A 14634-nucleotide genomic window follows, 5' to 3' on the forward strand; every position below is an offset into this window, starting at 1 on the left:
TACACCTGTTCCAAAGGATAGCGTACCCCTTCAAAAAAAATTCAAGTCATTCATATTACTAAAAAAAGAAAGGGGCCTTGTCCATATTCAAATTGGCTTACAGAATGTATCTGGAAAGGATTTGTGGATCGGCCAAAGTTCGCATAAATATGAGATAGTGATCACAGATGCAAATAACAAAGTGGTTAAAAATTTCTCTGAGAACAAAATCCATACCCAAGAACTGGTTGAACGTGAATTTAAGAACAGCGATAATATTTATTTCAATGAGACGTGGGATTATAAAAATAGTCAAGATGCAATTTATTATATTCAAGTTAAATTCATTCTTTATGATGTTTCAGAAAAAACATTAATAACTTCAGAAGAATTGACTGCTAATACCACAATAGAACTCTAATAAGTCTAAAAAGAAGAAGATATCCTTCACTTATAGTCAAAGGGTATCTCCTTCTTGACATTAAAGAAATTATAAGAAAATCATGAAAAGTTTAGCTACTGAACAAGATACAGTCCGCTTAAATTAAGATCGTTGTATACTGTCCATATCGGAGAATACACTGAATAGGTTCCTGCTGCGATATTGGCATTTCCCAAAGTCGTTAATATTCCTGAATTTAAACTTCCTGATGTAGCGCCTCTCATATAAACGGTATCACCTACAAGGTCTGAAACATAGACACCCGTGATTGGTGTCATATTGTTGACCGAAGGATATGGTACATAGGGAAAGAGCAGATACTGACGTTATCATCAACCTGTATTTGAAAGAAAAAACCAAGACCGCAACAGTCTTGGCTTAGTATAATTTCCGTATATTGATTTAGTTAAAGTTTTATTATGATACCGTTACTTTCACGGCCTCCTTCCGCTCCTTGGCCGATCTGCGGAAATACAGCAGCTCATATACCGCCGGTACAACCAGCAGCGTCAGAACGGTTGCTGCGGTCAGGCCGCCGATTACGACAATCGCCAGGCTCTGTGAGACGATGCTGCCCTGCTCGGAATGTCCGAACAGCAGCGGCAGCATGGCGCAGACGGTGGCAATCGCCGTCATCAGAATCGGGCGCATCCGTGTGCCCGCCGCTTCAAGAATGGCTGCACGGATGGTCATATGCTCTTCATTCTGCTTGATCCGGTCTATCAGCACAACCGCATTAGTGACTACAATACCGATCAGCATCAAGGCACCAAACAATGCGGTAAAGTCAGGCGTTATGCCCGAGATGATTAAGGCCACAATGGCTCCGATTGCCGCCAGCGGCAGCGAGAACATGATCGCAAGCGGGGCACGCAGTGTCTTGAAGGTCAGCACCATGATCAGGTACACCAGACCGATCGAGATCAGAGCTGTTATCCCAAGGTCGCCGAAGTCGCCGGCTTGATCAGCAGAGGCTCCCCCGGCAAACAGGGTTACGCCTTCCGGCAGGGCTATACCATCCGTCTGCTTCTTGATCTCTGCCCCGATTGCCGATACCTTCTTCGCATCCACCTCTGCGGTAATCCGCACATAAGGCTTGCCGTCCTTATGGTAGAGCATCGCAGGCTGCTCCGTTACCTCAAGCGAAGCTACAGCCGAGAGCAGCTGCGGCCCTCCGGAGGTCATCACCGTAATCTGCTTGAGATCCTCCTGTGACTGCGGCTGCAGCACCGGCTCCAGCATAACCGCCGCCGGTGAGCCTTCAAGCTCCATCTGGCCCAGCGGAACCGGATTAAGCATGGCTGCAAGCTGCATGGAGATTTCCTGGGCATTTGCTGCTGCGGGATCAACGTTGAAGGCAAATACCGGCTTCGTATCCTCCATATTGCTGCTGACTTTTTGTACACCGTCTACAGCCTCGATCTTAACAATCGCTTCTTCCGCAACCGTCCGGATTGCCGCAAGGTTATCCCCGGAAATATCCACAAACTCACTTGTAGATCCAGACCCCATCATACTGGCTTCATTTGCCGTCAGTGTGGCTCCTTCATAGCTGTTCTGCAGACTGCGGACATGATCGAGGAACTGCTGGGCGTCAGCATCCTCCTTCATCAGCACAGTGTAGTCTACCTGAGTCAGGGAGCTAACTGAACCCCATCTGGCCATATCAGCACTGTTGCCGGATTGCATAACGACTGTCTCTGCCTCCGGCCGGCTGATCATCTCCTGCTCCAGCTGTTTGCCCTTCTCCAGCACCTCGGCTACCGGCACATCATTCGGATAGACGAGCTGGACGCTGACCATACTGGCATCCGCTGCATCAAGCGCCCCCTTGGGCATGGCAACGTAAGCGGCGATGGAGCCGGCAAGCAGCACCAGGCCCGCCGTCAGCGTAATCCACTTGCGGTGCAGATTCCAGTCGAGGAAGCGGGAAAACCATTTGGCAGGCTCATGCTCCTTCATGGATGTTCCGCGTAACAGCCATGCACTCAGCAGCGGCACTACCGTTAGCGCTACAACCAGCGAGGTCAGCAGCGAATAGGTTACCGTCAGCGCAAACGGCAGCAGAAAATCCTGCAGGCTGCCGCGCAGCAGACCCATCGGCAGGAACACCGCAACGGTGGCAATCGTCGAAGTGGTGATGGCTCTGGCGACCTCGCCGGTTGCGCTGATTACCATATCACGGGACAGCGGCTCTTTTTGCAGCCGGCGGTATATATTCTCAATTACAACTATGCTGTCATCGACCAGCCGGCCTACCGCAACGGCAACACCGCCTAGAGTGACGATATTCAGCGTGATGCCGGAAACCTTGAGCAGATACAGCGTCACGGCCAGAGACAGCGGGATGGATACTGCCGTTATCAGCGTAGCGCGGATGTTGCGCAGGAACAGCAGAATGACAACTGTAGCGAACAAAGCACCAAGTAGCACCTCCCGCATCATGCTGTTGACCGAGGTGACGACCATGTCAGAGGTGCTGAAGATGACGGAAAGCTCGGCACCCGGCACACTTTTATTGATATCATCTGCAGCGTCCCGCACCTTCTCACCGACATCAACCGCATTCGCACCGGCTTCCTTGGTAATAATCGCGAACAGCACATCCTTGCCGTTGGAGCGGCTGACGCTCTCCTGATCCGCTTTGACCGTAACCGCAGCAATATCCTGCAGCGTTACGCCGGCGGCTAACGGGAGACTCTTTAACGTGTCCAGGCTGTCTATGGAAGACGTAACATTTACATTCCCCGTCTGCCCGCCGATTGTCTGCTCCCCGATAGAAGCTGATACGCTGCGGCCCTGGAGCAATCCCAGTACCTGTACTGTGGTGACACCCTTTACCGCCATCGCCTGCGGGTCCAGCTTCACATTCACCTGCGGGCTGGTTTTGCCGTAGAGCGCTACACTGGCTACGCCGTCTATCTTTTGCAGCTGAGGAATAATCGTATTCTCGGCGACCTCCAGATTCTCCTTGGTCAACCCGTCCTCGAAAGATAACGTTGTCTGAGCAACCGGAATCATGGAAGTGTTCAGCTGCACAATGAAAGGGTCCATTACCCCTTCCGGGAATTGCAGCGCACCGACCGCCTTTTCAACTTCCTGTGAGGCCTCCTTCATATCGCTTTTTCCGTCAAAATAAAGATCCACCTTCGCATACCCGTCCCCCGAGGTGGACATCTGCCCGGTTTTACCTTTTAACGCTGCAGTTGCTGCCTCAATCGGCTTCGTAACCTTACTTTCCATCGAATGTGCGTCCTGGCCCGGACCCAGTACCGTAACGGTCACCTGCGGGTTGTCAGCCTCCGGCATGAACTCCATTGGCAGTGTGGTATAACTCAGCATCCCCACTACAAGCGCCATTACGACGAGAAGACCTACTGCCCCTTTATTGCCGAAGGACCATTTTGTAAACCAATTCATTGTTCCTGTACCCCTTCCACTTTCCTGATTTGAGAAGCCTTATGTCTGCGTTCCTTATGTATGAGCTGCTTTCTTGCTTTAGTGTAGTGTCTTTAAAAGGATGCCAAAACCGCCCGGCGGCTGGTTTCCGGCCCGGTCTCAAGACGGAGCGTGTCTCACTCCCTGGACAGAGGAAGACAGAGGGAGCAGGCCATCTAAGGGAATAGGGCGCACAAAAGCCCCTCTGCATACACAGAAGGGCTTACAGTAATCTGTCTCTGATTCGGGAAAGCTCTGTTCCCTATTAGCGGACTGCCATACACCGCCCTCAGGCGCTGATTCCCGCTTCATTCGGACGCAGAGTTGCCGAACCGAGTGCGAGCAGGATGGCCGCCATCAGGCCAAGGACCGCAAAGGGCAGCCACAGCTCATTCCAGCCGCCGCCCGTAGCCGCAATATCCACCGCCTGGATAGCCCATTTCTGCGGTGTGAAGTTGGCCGCCTTCTGCATGTAGTCCGGCATAATGGACAGCGGCCAGAAGCATCCGCCCAGCATGCAGGTCGGTGTAAGAATGAGCGCATTCAGCATTCCGGCATTGCGCGGATTGCGGATCAGGCCGGCCACCGTGCCGGCGATACCCATCGAGACTAGCATAAATGCGGCCAGCACCAGGAAATACAGATACATCGGAATTTCATAGTCGTAGCGCAGTACCCATTTGCCAAGAATGAGGACAACGGCAATCTGGATAATGCCGACCAGAAAACTGCCGAAAAAGTTGCCCAGCGCAATTTCATAGGAGCGGACCGGTGCGCTGTACATCCGCATCATCGTCCGGCCCTTGCGGTCATCAATGACCTGATTGACTGCGCTTGTCACCAGACTCATCAGGAACATCAGTGTCATTCCGGTTATAACCCCCAGTGTCTGTCTGGGGTACAGATCATAATCCGTCCGCACACTTCCGGCATTATGACGCTCGGCCTGCTGCAGAATGGCGGCAAAAGGACCGGCCGGATCACCGGTGCCGGTCTCCTTCACCGTGGCTGCAGTCACCAGCATCTGCCTGGCTATGGCGGCAGCTTTCATTTTTAACAGAACCGAATCCTCTGTTATCTTCAGCTCGTATACCGTTAGCTGCGGCTGCTTGCCATCCAGCAGCTGTGCGGTATAATCCTGCGGAATCAGCAGGCCGGCAATCCCGTCCTGGCCGATCACGCTTTCTTTCATTTCCTGTTCGCCTGGGCTCTCTGCCAGCTCGTAATCTCCTGAGCTCCTGAGCTCTGCCAGCAGATGTCTGCCTCCCGCCCCATTGTCCAGATTGGTATAGAGCAAGGTGGCCTTTGAGCTGTTATCAATGCCTCCGGTGATGGAAATAATCGCCGCAACTACAATACCAGGCAGCACAATATACAGCATCAGCCCTTTACGCGAGCCGATGGTCCGTTTGACCATATTCCAGCCGATTGTCCAGATATTACTCATGATAACCCACCTTCCGGTATGTGAAGACCACTCCGCCGATCAGAACAAGGCATATTGCCGACATCACCAGCAGATTCGGCAGGATTTGCCCGAAGCCCGAATGCAGCATCATCCGGATGATCGCCTGCATCTCCCAGTGGTTAATCGTAAACGCCCCGACACTGTTCACCCAGGAATCCGGCAGGGGAGCCATCCCCCCGCTGAGGAAGGTCATCCCAACCGTTACGATATTCACGATATTCGTGGCGGTTGCACTTGTTTTACTGAACATGCAGACCAGAATCGAGAACATCATCGAGGCAATGATCATCAGCAGACAGAACAGCATCAGCAGCCAAGGGCGGTTCCCCCAATACACTCCGAACAGCAGGTTGGTAAAAATAATTATCGCCGCACATTGCAGCATCGTAATGACGCCGACACCCAGCATTTTTCCGATGAACAGCTGCGAGCCTTTGACCGGCATGGAGTTAATCCGGAATAAAGTATGATTATCTTTTTCGCTAAAAAGAGAGCTGGCAACCGTAAGCCCGCTGTATAAAAGGAACATCAGCAGCATGGATGCCGCATAGAACTGGGAAGCTGTATAGGTCTTTCCTCCATTATTTAGATTCCCCAGCTGCACCGCGGACTGGTCTCCCTTCACCGGCTGGATTGCCGCCAGAGCTGCAGGCCCCAGGGTCATGGCTGCCGCCTGCTTATAATTGATTTCGCTGAGAAAGTTGTCGAACACTGTACCTGCGGTGGTATTGTCACTATGGTTTTTACCGAGGATTAATTCAAGCTCCGCCTGGCCGCCGCTTTGGATTTCACTGTCGAATCCCTGTGGTACTATGACCGCATAGCCATATTTTCCCGTACGAAGTCCGCTTTCCGCTTCCTCGCGGGTCTGCACCTCAAACGGGCTGATATAATCCTTAACCTCATCCGATTTCACTAAAGCATCCAGCATTGCTGACTTCGCCGGGGCTGCAGCTGCCGTATCTACAATGGCGACCTTCACCGGATTTACGGTTTCCGCGCCTTCAACCCCGACTACCCCGGAGAGCGAAGCTCCCAGCAGGAAAATCAGCACCACCGGCAGCAGAATCATATTCAGCAGCCAGGTACGTGAACGCAGCTGCCGGCGCAGCTCATAGGTCATAATCGTCCAGATGTTCATATCCGTGTGCAGCTCCTTCCTCAGTCCCGCAGGGTCCGGCCGGTCAGGCTGAGGAACAGCGTCTCCAGATCCGGCTCTTCGATATGCAGGGAAACAATGCTTCCTTCATGCCTGGAAAAAATAAATAAAATATCCTGAAGCTCACTCTGCGAAGATGGCAGATACAGCTCAACTGCATCCTCAACAACCTCTACACGGTTGATCCGCGGATGTTTACCCAGCTCACTGATCAGTCCCGGTGTGATATTGGTTGCTTTCACAACGATTTTTTCTTCATGGGCGACTCGTTCACGCAGCTCCTTTTCGGTTCCGCAGGCAATGATATGCCCTTTATCCATAATGGCTACCCGGTCGCAGATCGCTGCAACCTCCTCCATATAGTGGCTGGTGTAAATGATCGTCGAACCAAGCCTGTTCAGCGCCTTGACCGACTCCAGAATATGATTGCGCGACTGCGGATCAATGCCGACGGTCGGCTCATCCATAATAATCAGCTTGGGGCGGTGCATGATTGCACAAGCGATATTCAGCCGCCGCTTCATCCCTCCCGAGAAGGTGGACGGCTTCTCTTTGGCCCGGTCACTCAGTCCGGTAAAAGCCAGCGCCTCCTCCGTCCGTTCCTTCAGCAGGCTGCCCCGCAGCCCATACAGCTTGCCGAAGAACCGTACATTTTCCGCTGCCGTCATGTTTGCATACAGCGCCAGATCCTGGGGAACGAGCCCGATCCGCCTTTTAACCTCAATCGGATGCTCCTTCACGGATATGCCGTCGATCCGGATCTCACCGGAATCATATTTCAGCAGGCCGCAGATCATGCTGATGGTAGTGCTTTTTCCCGCTCCGTTCGGCCCGAGCAGCCCGAAGATTTCTCCCTCTTCAATATTGAAATTCACATGGTCCACCGTAAGCTTCTGATCGTACCGTTTAACAACATCACTGAGCACTGCAAGAGTCATCCGCTCATCTCTCCTGTTCTTATCGCTTCTATGGTTTCATTGTAGCGCATGGAGCGTTCCTCCGGAGGTACGCTAAGTCATGAGCTGGTGGTGACTAAAGTCATCTCCTGAACAGGGAGCCGGGTATGCTAAGATGAATATAGACTGTTACGGCCTTATATTATGATACAAAGGATGAATGACTTGACCAGAGAACTGCGTATCCTCCGCTACGGCCTGCTCATTATTCCGGCCGTGCTCTCCGTATATGTCTATGATTATCCGGACTACGGCTTGTTCACCTTCTATTTTCTGATGCAGCTGCTGCTGGCAACTGCAGGCAGCAGGCTGCCGAAGCCTTTCCCTGCACTGGCCGTTACTCTTGAACTGCTGTACAGTGCCTGGATGTGCCGGGAGTACGGGCTGCTGATGATTTTTCCGGCAGTCTCGGCGCTGCTCTGCTATTCCCGACTGCAGCCCAAAGTGTTGCCAGTCCTGCTGACCTGTCTCCATCTGGGGGCGCTGAACGCCGCCTTCGGCAGTTTAGCCCTTCAGGAACTGATCTATATGAATCTCACCTTCCTGCTGGCCGCCGGGCTGAACGAGCTGCTATGGCGGGCCGGGCGCGGCCGGGAAGATACCCTGTTCCTGTATGACGAGCTGCGTAAAAAGCATTTTGAGCTGGATGAAGCCCGCAACCGGCTACTGCAGTTCGCCTCCCAGGTGGAGAACGCGGCACAGGCAGAGGAACGGGTGCGTATCTCACGGCAGCTGCATGATGATATCGGCCACCGCCTGATCCGGGTCAAAATGATGGTCGAGGCCGCCATCCATACCCTGCCGGTTTCGCCTGAAGCAGGCATGGGCATGATGGGCCAGATCCGTGACCAGCTCGCCGCCAGCATGGACGATATGCGGACTGCCCTGCGGCAGGTTAACCATGCGCCCCAGCTTGAGGGAGCCTACGCGCTGGATCGGCTGCTGGAGGAGACAGGGCGTGATACCGGTATAGAAACCTCTTACCAGGTAGAGGGATATGTTTATCCGCTCTATCCGAGCATACAGGTGGTGCTCTACAAAAATGCCCGGGAGGCATTAACCAATGCCCTGCGGCACGGAAAAGCGACCTCTGCCTGGATCTCTGTAAACTACAGTGAGCGTGAGGTTATTATGGAGGTCGGCAACAACGGGCTGCTGCCCGAAGACGATCAGCTGCGCAGGCTGCAGACGGGCGGCGGCATGGGGCTGAAAGGAATGAGCGAGCGCACCAGCCTTGTAGGGGGTACGCTGGAGGTACGCGCCGGAGCGCCGTTCACTGTGGTTACAAGACTGCCGGTTTACCGGCAGGGTGATTTTAAATGAGTGCCATGAATAGATACATTACACCCAATCCAATCCGAGGTGAGCTTTCTGTATGATTAAAGTTGTAATTGTAGACGACGATCCTTTCATCCGCGAGAGCCTCAAGGTACTGGTTGGCCTGGATGCGGAGATTGAAGTGGCCGGCTGCGCAGGCGACGGGGCCGAAGCGCTGACGCTGCTGCAGGGGCTGACCCCTGTTGCCGATGTCGTCCTGATGGATATCCGGATGCCGGGCTGCGACGGGGTTGAGGGAACCCGCCGGATTAAGGCGGCTTTTCCACAGGTATCTGTCCTGATGCTGACCACCTTTGACGATGACGAATACATAATTGAAGCACTGCGGGGCGGAGCCAGCGGGTATCTGCTGAAGAATATTCCGCCTGACCGGATTATTCAGGGGATCAAAACCGTACATCAGGGCAATATGCTGATCCACCCCGACATTGCCCGCAAAATGGCGGGATTTCTCCAGTCCGCAGCACCCGCGGCGCTGCCTGTGCGGGAGCATCCGTCACTGGAATCCTACGGCCTGACCAAGGCGGAGCAAGGCATTGTTGCCTCTATTGCGGAGGGGCTGACCAATAAGGAGATCGCCGCCAAGCTGTTCCTGAGCGAGGGCACCGTCAAGAACTACATCACCGACATCCTCAGCAAGCTTGGCCTGCGTGACCGCACGCAGATTGCAATTTTTTATTTGAAGAGCCAGCGGGATTAGGGATGATAGATAACGACTATTGCCGATACAGCCACCATCACCATCATAAGAAGATTTTTGATATCGCCGCCATTACAAATGCTATAGCTGTAATCATAGGTAGCGCATGTAACCTGAGGGGCTGGGGGACAGAGGGGCGGGGTATCGGAGGGGCTGGAGGCGCTGGAGGCACTGGAGGCACTGGAGGCGCTGGAGGGGCTGGAGGCGCTGGAGGGGCTGGAGGCGTTGGAGGGGCTGGAGGTGCTGGAGGGGCTGGAGGCACTGGAGGCGCTGGAGGGGCTGGAGGCGCTGGAGGCGCTGGAGGGGCTGGAGGCGCTGGAGGGGCTGGAGGGGCTGGAGGGGCTGGAGGGCTGGTGGTACACGAAGATACACTGGACTGTGATTCTAGAAACGTACGGTCGGTCATACGCAGTGGTAGTGGGTTCTGAAAAGTGCACAGGCATATACTAGGGGAGATTGCTGCTCAAGAGTGCACTGGCTGCGTGATGATCCATACATGGAACCCCGCCCTCCTAACGCTAACGGACACAAGCGCCCTTATTTCCGCCATTACTTCTCTCTTGGTCATGTAACGGACACCAGCGCCTTTATGTAGGTGAGTTTACCGCAAAAGTGGCTGTTTATTAAGAAATAAGAGCGGTACGGTCCGTTAGAATGGTTGAGAACCTCCACCAGGAAAAATAACGTCGCTCAGGTCCGTTAGCGTTCCAGTCACTGCGCCGCGCATCAGTATGCTATAACAAAATAAGGCCAGCCCCCGCAGTTACAGCGGGAGGCTGGCCTTTTGTTATATGCGAATAATAGCTGGCTGGAAATCCGTCTGATCAGGCATCCAGTGTCTCTGTATTAACGGTCCCGGCTGGCTGCTGCTGCTCATTACTGCCGGCCGGCTGATCGTCAGCAGATTGGGTCCGCTTCAGCCCGGATGGTGTAATTCCTCTGCGGCGGGTGCGGGTTCCTGTCTTCATGCCGATGATGCCGAAGATGCCGGTTGGCTTCGCAGCTGCGGTGACGGCCTCATCCGGGTCCGGCACGAGAATCATGCCGAGCTGGTGATGGTCCCCGGCGTAAATCGGGCGCTGCAGATATTTGCTCTCCCCTTCCCGGTTCTGCACCTCCAGCTTGCAGTATGCCGGGTTCATGCGCAGCGCATCATGCAGCTGCGCCGCTTCGGTCAACAGCACCCCGTTGACCTTCAGCAGCACTTCACCCGGCAGGATGCCCAGCTCCTCCGCCGGGCTGCCCGGCAGGACGGCCAGCACCTTGCGGCCGGCCGGGGGATGCACGAAGCTGGGGCTGGTGCTGCGCTCCTCCAGAGCGCTGTACCAGTTCAGGCCTTCGTGCAGGAGAAGTGCGAGCAGCGCCGCAATCAGCGTCAGCGGACTCCAGACGTAAGCCAGCAGGCTTACGCCCAGGAGGACAACGCTGTACGCCAGCAGCCGGCCTGCGGTACGGGCTGCCTTGCGCGCCGGCAGCAGGCTCTGGGTCATCTCGCTGAAGCCGATGATGACCGGCAGCGACACCAGCCCAAGTCCGCCGCCAAGCAGCGGCTGCCAGGGCAGCTCCCCGGTTCCCGCTGCGGAGGGAACCAGCAGGAACAGCGGCAGCGGCCAGAAGGCCTCCAGCTGGTAGCCGCCGATGACCTTGCCGCGCTTGCCTTCCAGGAAGAGCGGCGACGCCAGTCGCGCGCCCTGCCAGCGCGCGAGCAGCGCTTCCGCGAGATGCAGCAGCCCGGCCAGCACGAGCAGCGCCGGGATGTCCATCTCCCGCAGCGCAGTTACCAGCTGCCCGGCTGTTCCAGCCTGAAAAACATCCGGGAAGAAGGAGAAAATGAACTGTATAATACCAAGCAATCCGATAGAGTAGGCAAAGCACAGAAATCGGACGCGGAATAACATCAGGATCAGGCTGACAATCCAGATGCAGATTACAGCGTCAGGGGGCAGCGAAATGCCTAACGCCACCGCCGCTGCTGAAACCAGCAGCCCCATGACCAAACCGCTCCATACCGTCCGCCACGTTTCAAGGCCCCAGCTATGCTGCTTCACATGAATCAGCTTGCGCTCCAGCGCCACCTGTCTGCGGTAATAGAGGGCAATAAACAGAAGGGCAATATAATAATAAGGCTGAATCAGCAGATGTATGACCGCTGTGCCCAAGCTTGTAAGCAGTTCTAGCATCTCATTCAAACTGTCGTCACACTCCTTCTACTCACTTACAAAAAAAGAAGGCTGAATTCAGCCTTCTTACTTGTTCGACGCGGCTTTCTGGATTTCCTTCCGCACCTCTTCGATTCCCCGGTTGCGCTGATTGTCATTGGCCGGGTCCTGAATGACCTTGATCAGAGCCTGCTCCAGCGCTTCCGCGGTTTTGGCATCGATGGCGCCGGTTGCCTGCAGCTTGGACGCGCTCTGGAATTTCTTCACCGCTTCCTTCGTCCCGGCGTCGAAATATCCGTCCTTGCGCCCCGGCTTGTAGCCAAGTCCGTCCAGCATCGTCTGGGCGCTCTTCACATCCGAGCTGTTCATATTGTATTGCAGCGTTACACTCTTGTTAATCGGCGCCACCGAGAAATAATCCGGCTGGGCTACCGCAATGTCCGGCTCAATCCCTTTGCCGTGAATCCAGGTGCCGTTCGGTGTCAGCCACTTGGCGATCGTAATCTTCAGCAGGCTGCCGTCTCCCAGCTCCTTCTCGAAGCTGGTCTGTACAGTGCCCTTGCCGAAGGAATGCTCACCGATCAGCTTGGCTCCGGCTGATTGCTGCAGCGCTCCGGCCAGAATCTCCGAGGCACTGGCGCTCCCCTTGTTCATCAGCACGACAACCGGATAATCCTTGCTGGAGCCCTTGGAGGTGCTGACCTCGCGCGATTTATCCTTGTTCTCTACCTGTACAATGGTCTTGCCTGCAGGCACAAACTGCTCTGCCATCTCGATAACCCGCTGCAGCACACCGCCCGGATCATTCCGTACATCGATGACAAGCCCTTTCATGCCCTGCTTCTCCAGATTGTCCAGCTCTTCCTTGAAACGTTCAGCGGTATTCATGGAGAACTGGGTCACTTCAATGACACCGACTCCGTCTTTCTCCATAGTGGCATAGACGGTCTCCAGCTTCACATCGTCGCGGGTAATTACAAATTCCAGCGGCTCCGCTGATCCGGTCCGCTGTACCTTGAGCGTTGCCTTGCTGCCCTTAGGTCCGCGGATTTTGGCGACCGCATCATTCAGCTCCAGCCCCTCCAGCGTTTCTCCGTTAACGGACAGGATGATATCCTTGGCCTGGATTCCGGCTTTTTCGGCCGGCGCCCCCTTGATCGGTGAAACAACGACTACCTTACCGTTATCCGAGGATACCTCTGCACCGATTCCGGAGAAGGAGCCTTCAATGCTCTCTTCAAACTTCTCTGCTGTTTCCTTGCCCATATAGTTGGAATAAGGGTCGCCGAGTGCTTCCATCATACCGTTGACAGCACCGTCGATCAGCTTGTCCCGGTCTACCTTATCGTAATAGTTATCTTCAATCAAGTTCAGCGCAGTACCCAGCTTCTGCGATTCCTTATCCTGCAGGCCGCTTCCCGTCTGCAGAACAGCTGCAACCCCTTCCCCCGCAGCTTGTCCGACAACCTGCATATAACCGGTCACGCCCAAGGTTAGAAGACTGCCGCAGAGCAGTGCAGCGACGATCATAAAGACCGCCGTGCTTTTCTTTAACATGGTGTTCCCACCGTCCCTTCTGTTCCTCTCATCAAGCCCGCATCCGTCCCGGAAGGACGGTATCTCTTCCAGTATATGCCGCAGAGCAGATTAATATTTATCGGTCCGCAAAATTACAGATATGGCATCGGATCCACAGTCTTGCCGTCTACCCGTACTTCAAAATGAAGATGCGGTCCTGTGGAGCGTCCGGTCGAGCCGGACTCCGCAATCACCTGGCCTCTGTCTACCTTATCCCCGGCGGAAACTCTGATTCCGCCCTCACGGATATGGCCGTACAAGGTCCACACGCCGCCGCCATGGTCGATAATGACGCAGTATCCGTAACCGCTCCACCATTCGGCAACCAGCACTGTTCCGGAATCAGCAGCATGGATGCTGGTGCCCTGCGGAACGGCAAAGTCTACGCCTGTATGCATTTTGCCGACCTCACCCGTCACCGGATGCGTCCGCTTCCCGTAGCCCGACGAGATCCGGGCCGAGCCAACCGGCATGAGGAACGGACCGTCGCCGCCTGCATATTCCGAGGAGGAGCTCACGCTGCTGACACTGCTGGAAGCCTTCGCCTTCGCTTTGGCCGCCGCTGCGGCTGCTGCTCTGCGCGCCGCTTCTGCTTTGGCTGCCGCTGCCTTGCGTGCTGCTTCTTCGGCCTTCAGCTTGTCCTTCTGCGTTTCGAGTGCGGAACGCTCGCTGGCCAATTGCACCAGCTTGGCTTCCTGCTCCTCGGAGATTTCGCCCGAAACAAGAATCTCTTTATCATAATGGGCGATAAGCTCCTGCTTCTCCGCTTCCTTCTCTTTGAGGATGCTGCGCTGATCCTCCAGTTCAGTGTACAGCTGCTTGGCATTGGCATACTGCCCTTCCAGCTCGATCTTCTTCGCTACCACTGTCTCCTTATCCAGCTTGTGCTGCTCCAGCAGATCCTGGTCCTGGTCTACGATCATTTTGAGGGAATCAGCCCGGTCCAGGAAATCCGAGAAGCTGGTCGAAGACAGCAGCACGTCAAGATAGGAGACTGCCCCATCGGTATACATCAGCCGGACACGGGATTCCAGCAGCTTTTCACGCGAAGCAATCCGTTCCTCCGCATCACTAAGCTCGGTTGCCGTTACATTCAACGACTCCTCGGTGCTGGCGATTTTGCCGGAAATGGTCGTCATTTCACCCTTTACCTGCTCAATCTGGTCCAGTACATACTCGAGGTTCAGTGTCGTTTTGTTCTTATAGTGCTGCGCCTCCTGAGAGCGGGAAGCTGCCTTCTCCTGCGCGGCCTTGGCCGCTTGTACCTCTTGCTGCAGCTTCTTCAGCTGCTGATCTATTTCAGCGACAGTTGTCTTTTTGGCATATCCGTCAGAGGGTCCTACTAAAGTGACAGCCAGCAGTGCTACGGCTATTCCGGCGGCAATCTTCTTCAACTCGCACTCCCCATCCTTTTACT

The 14634-nt window shown here is 54.7% G+C and carries 11 protein-coding genes; 4 read left to right on the top strand and 7 right to left on the bottom strand.

Features of this window, described 5'->3' with window-relative positions; genetic code table 11:
• The first annotated feature begins 85 nt into the window (after positions 1 to 85).
• Complete coding sequence (locus M2108_RS04145; RefSeq protein ID WP_277468332.1) at positions 86 to 400, top strand: BsuPI-related putative proteinase inhibitor; 315 nt, start codon at positions 86 to 88, stop codon at positions 398 to 400.
• 438 nt (positions 401 to 838) lie between these two features.
• Here M2108_RS04145 and M2108_RS04150 read toward each other — a convergent pair whose 3' ends face one another.
• The 4 genes from M2108_RS04150 to M2108_RS04165 all read right to left on the bottom strand — a co-directional run bounded on the left by M2108_RS04150 (position 839) and on the right by M2108_RS04165 (position 7424).
• The gene (locus tag M2108_RS04150; RefSeq protein WP_277468260.1) at positions 839 to 3841 is read right to left on the bottom strand and encodes an efflux RND transporter permease subunit; all 3003 of its coding nucleotides are present in this window, start codon (positions 3839 to 3841) and stop codon (positions 839 to 841) included.
• 307 nt (positions 3842 to 4148) lie between these two features.
• Positions 4149 to 5306, bottom strand: a complete 1158-nt coding sequence (locus M2108_RS04155) for an ABC transporter permease (protein WP_277468259.1) — start codon at positions 5304 to 5306, stop codon at positions 4149 to 4151.
• Complete coding sequence (locus M2108_RS04160; protein ID WP_277468258.1) at positions 5299 to 6468, bottom strand: ABC transporter permease; 1170 nt, start codon at positions 6466 to 6468, stop codon at positions 5299 to 5301. Before M2108_RS04160 ends, M2108_RS04155 begins: the two co-directional genes overlap by 8 nt.
• A gap of 20 nt (positions 6469 to 6488) precedes the next feature.
• Positions 6489 to 7424 carry an ABC transporter ATP-binding protein gene (locus tag M2108_RS04165; protein ID WP_277468257.1) on the bottom strand — a complete coding sequence of 312 codons (936 nt, stop codon included), beginning with the start codon at positions 7422 to 7424 and terminating at the stop codon, positions 6489 to 6491.
• A gap of 183 nt (positions 7425 to 7607) precedes the next feature.
• Here M2108_RS04165 and M2108_RS04170 point away from each other — a divergent pair, with 183 nt between their 5' ends.
• The 3 genes from M2108_RS04170 (at position 7608) to M2108_RS04180 (ending at position 9930) form a co-directional block, all read left to right on the top strand.
• Positions 7608 to 8765: a sensor histidine kinase gene (locus M2108_RS04170; protein WP_277468256.1), complete on the top strand. Its 1158-nt coding sequence runs from the start codon at positions 7608 to 7610 to the stop codon at positions 8763 to 8765.
• A gap of 52 nt (positions 8766 to 8817) precedes the next feature.
• The gene (locus M2108_RS04175; protein ID WP_277468255.1) at positions 8818 to 9480 is read left to right on the top strand and encodes a response regulator transcription factor; all 663 of its coding nucleotides are present in this window, start codon (positions 8818 to 8820) and stop codon (positions 9478 to 9480) included.
• 225 nt (positions 9481 to 9705) lie between these two features.
• Positions 9706 to 9930, top strand: coding sequence for a hypothetical protein (locus tag M2108_RS04180; RefSeq protein WP_277468254.1), 225 nt, complete (start codon positions 9706 to 9708; stop codon positions 9928 to 9930).
• Between the two features lie 374 nt (positions 9931 to 10304).
• On the opposite strand, the gene M2108_RS04185 is transcribed toward M2108_RS04180, so the two are convergent.
• The 3 genes from M2108_RS04185 to M2108_RS04195 all read right to left on the bottom strand — a co-directional run bounded on the left by M2108_RS04185 (position 10305) and on the right by M2108_RS04195 (position 14611).
• Positions 10305 to 11660 (bottom strand): PDZ domain-containing protein, encoded by a 1356-nt coding sequence (locus M2108_RS04185; RefSeq protein WP_277468331.1) that lies wholly within the window; start codon positions 11658 to 11660, stop codon positions 10305 to 10307.
• A 66-nt stretch (positions 11661 to 11726) separates the two neighbouring features.
• The gene (locus M2108_RS04190) at positions 11727 to 13196 is read right to left on the bottom strand and encodes a S41 family peptidase (RefSeq protein WP_277468253.1); all 1470 of its coding nucleotides are present in this window, start codon (positions 13194 to 13196) and stop codon (positions 11727 to 11729) included.
• Positions 13197 to 13309: 113 nt separating this feature from the next.
• A complete protein-coding gene (locus M2108_RS04195; RefSeq protein ID WP_277468252.1) occupies positions 13310 to 14611 on the bottom strand; it encodes a murein hydrolase activator EnvC family protein in 1302 nt (433 codons plus the stop codon).
• Positions 14612 to 14634: the final 23 nt, after the last annotated feature.

This window comes from Paenibacillus sp. PastM-3, from assembly GCF_029893965.1.
In the GTDB taxonomy this organism is placed as follows: Bacteria; Bacillota; Bacilli; order Paenibacillales; family Paenibacillaceae; genus Paenibacillus_AQ.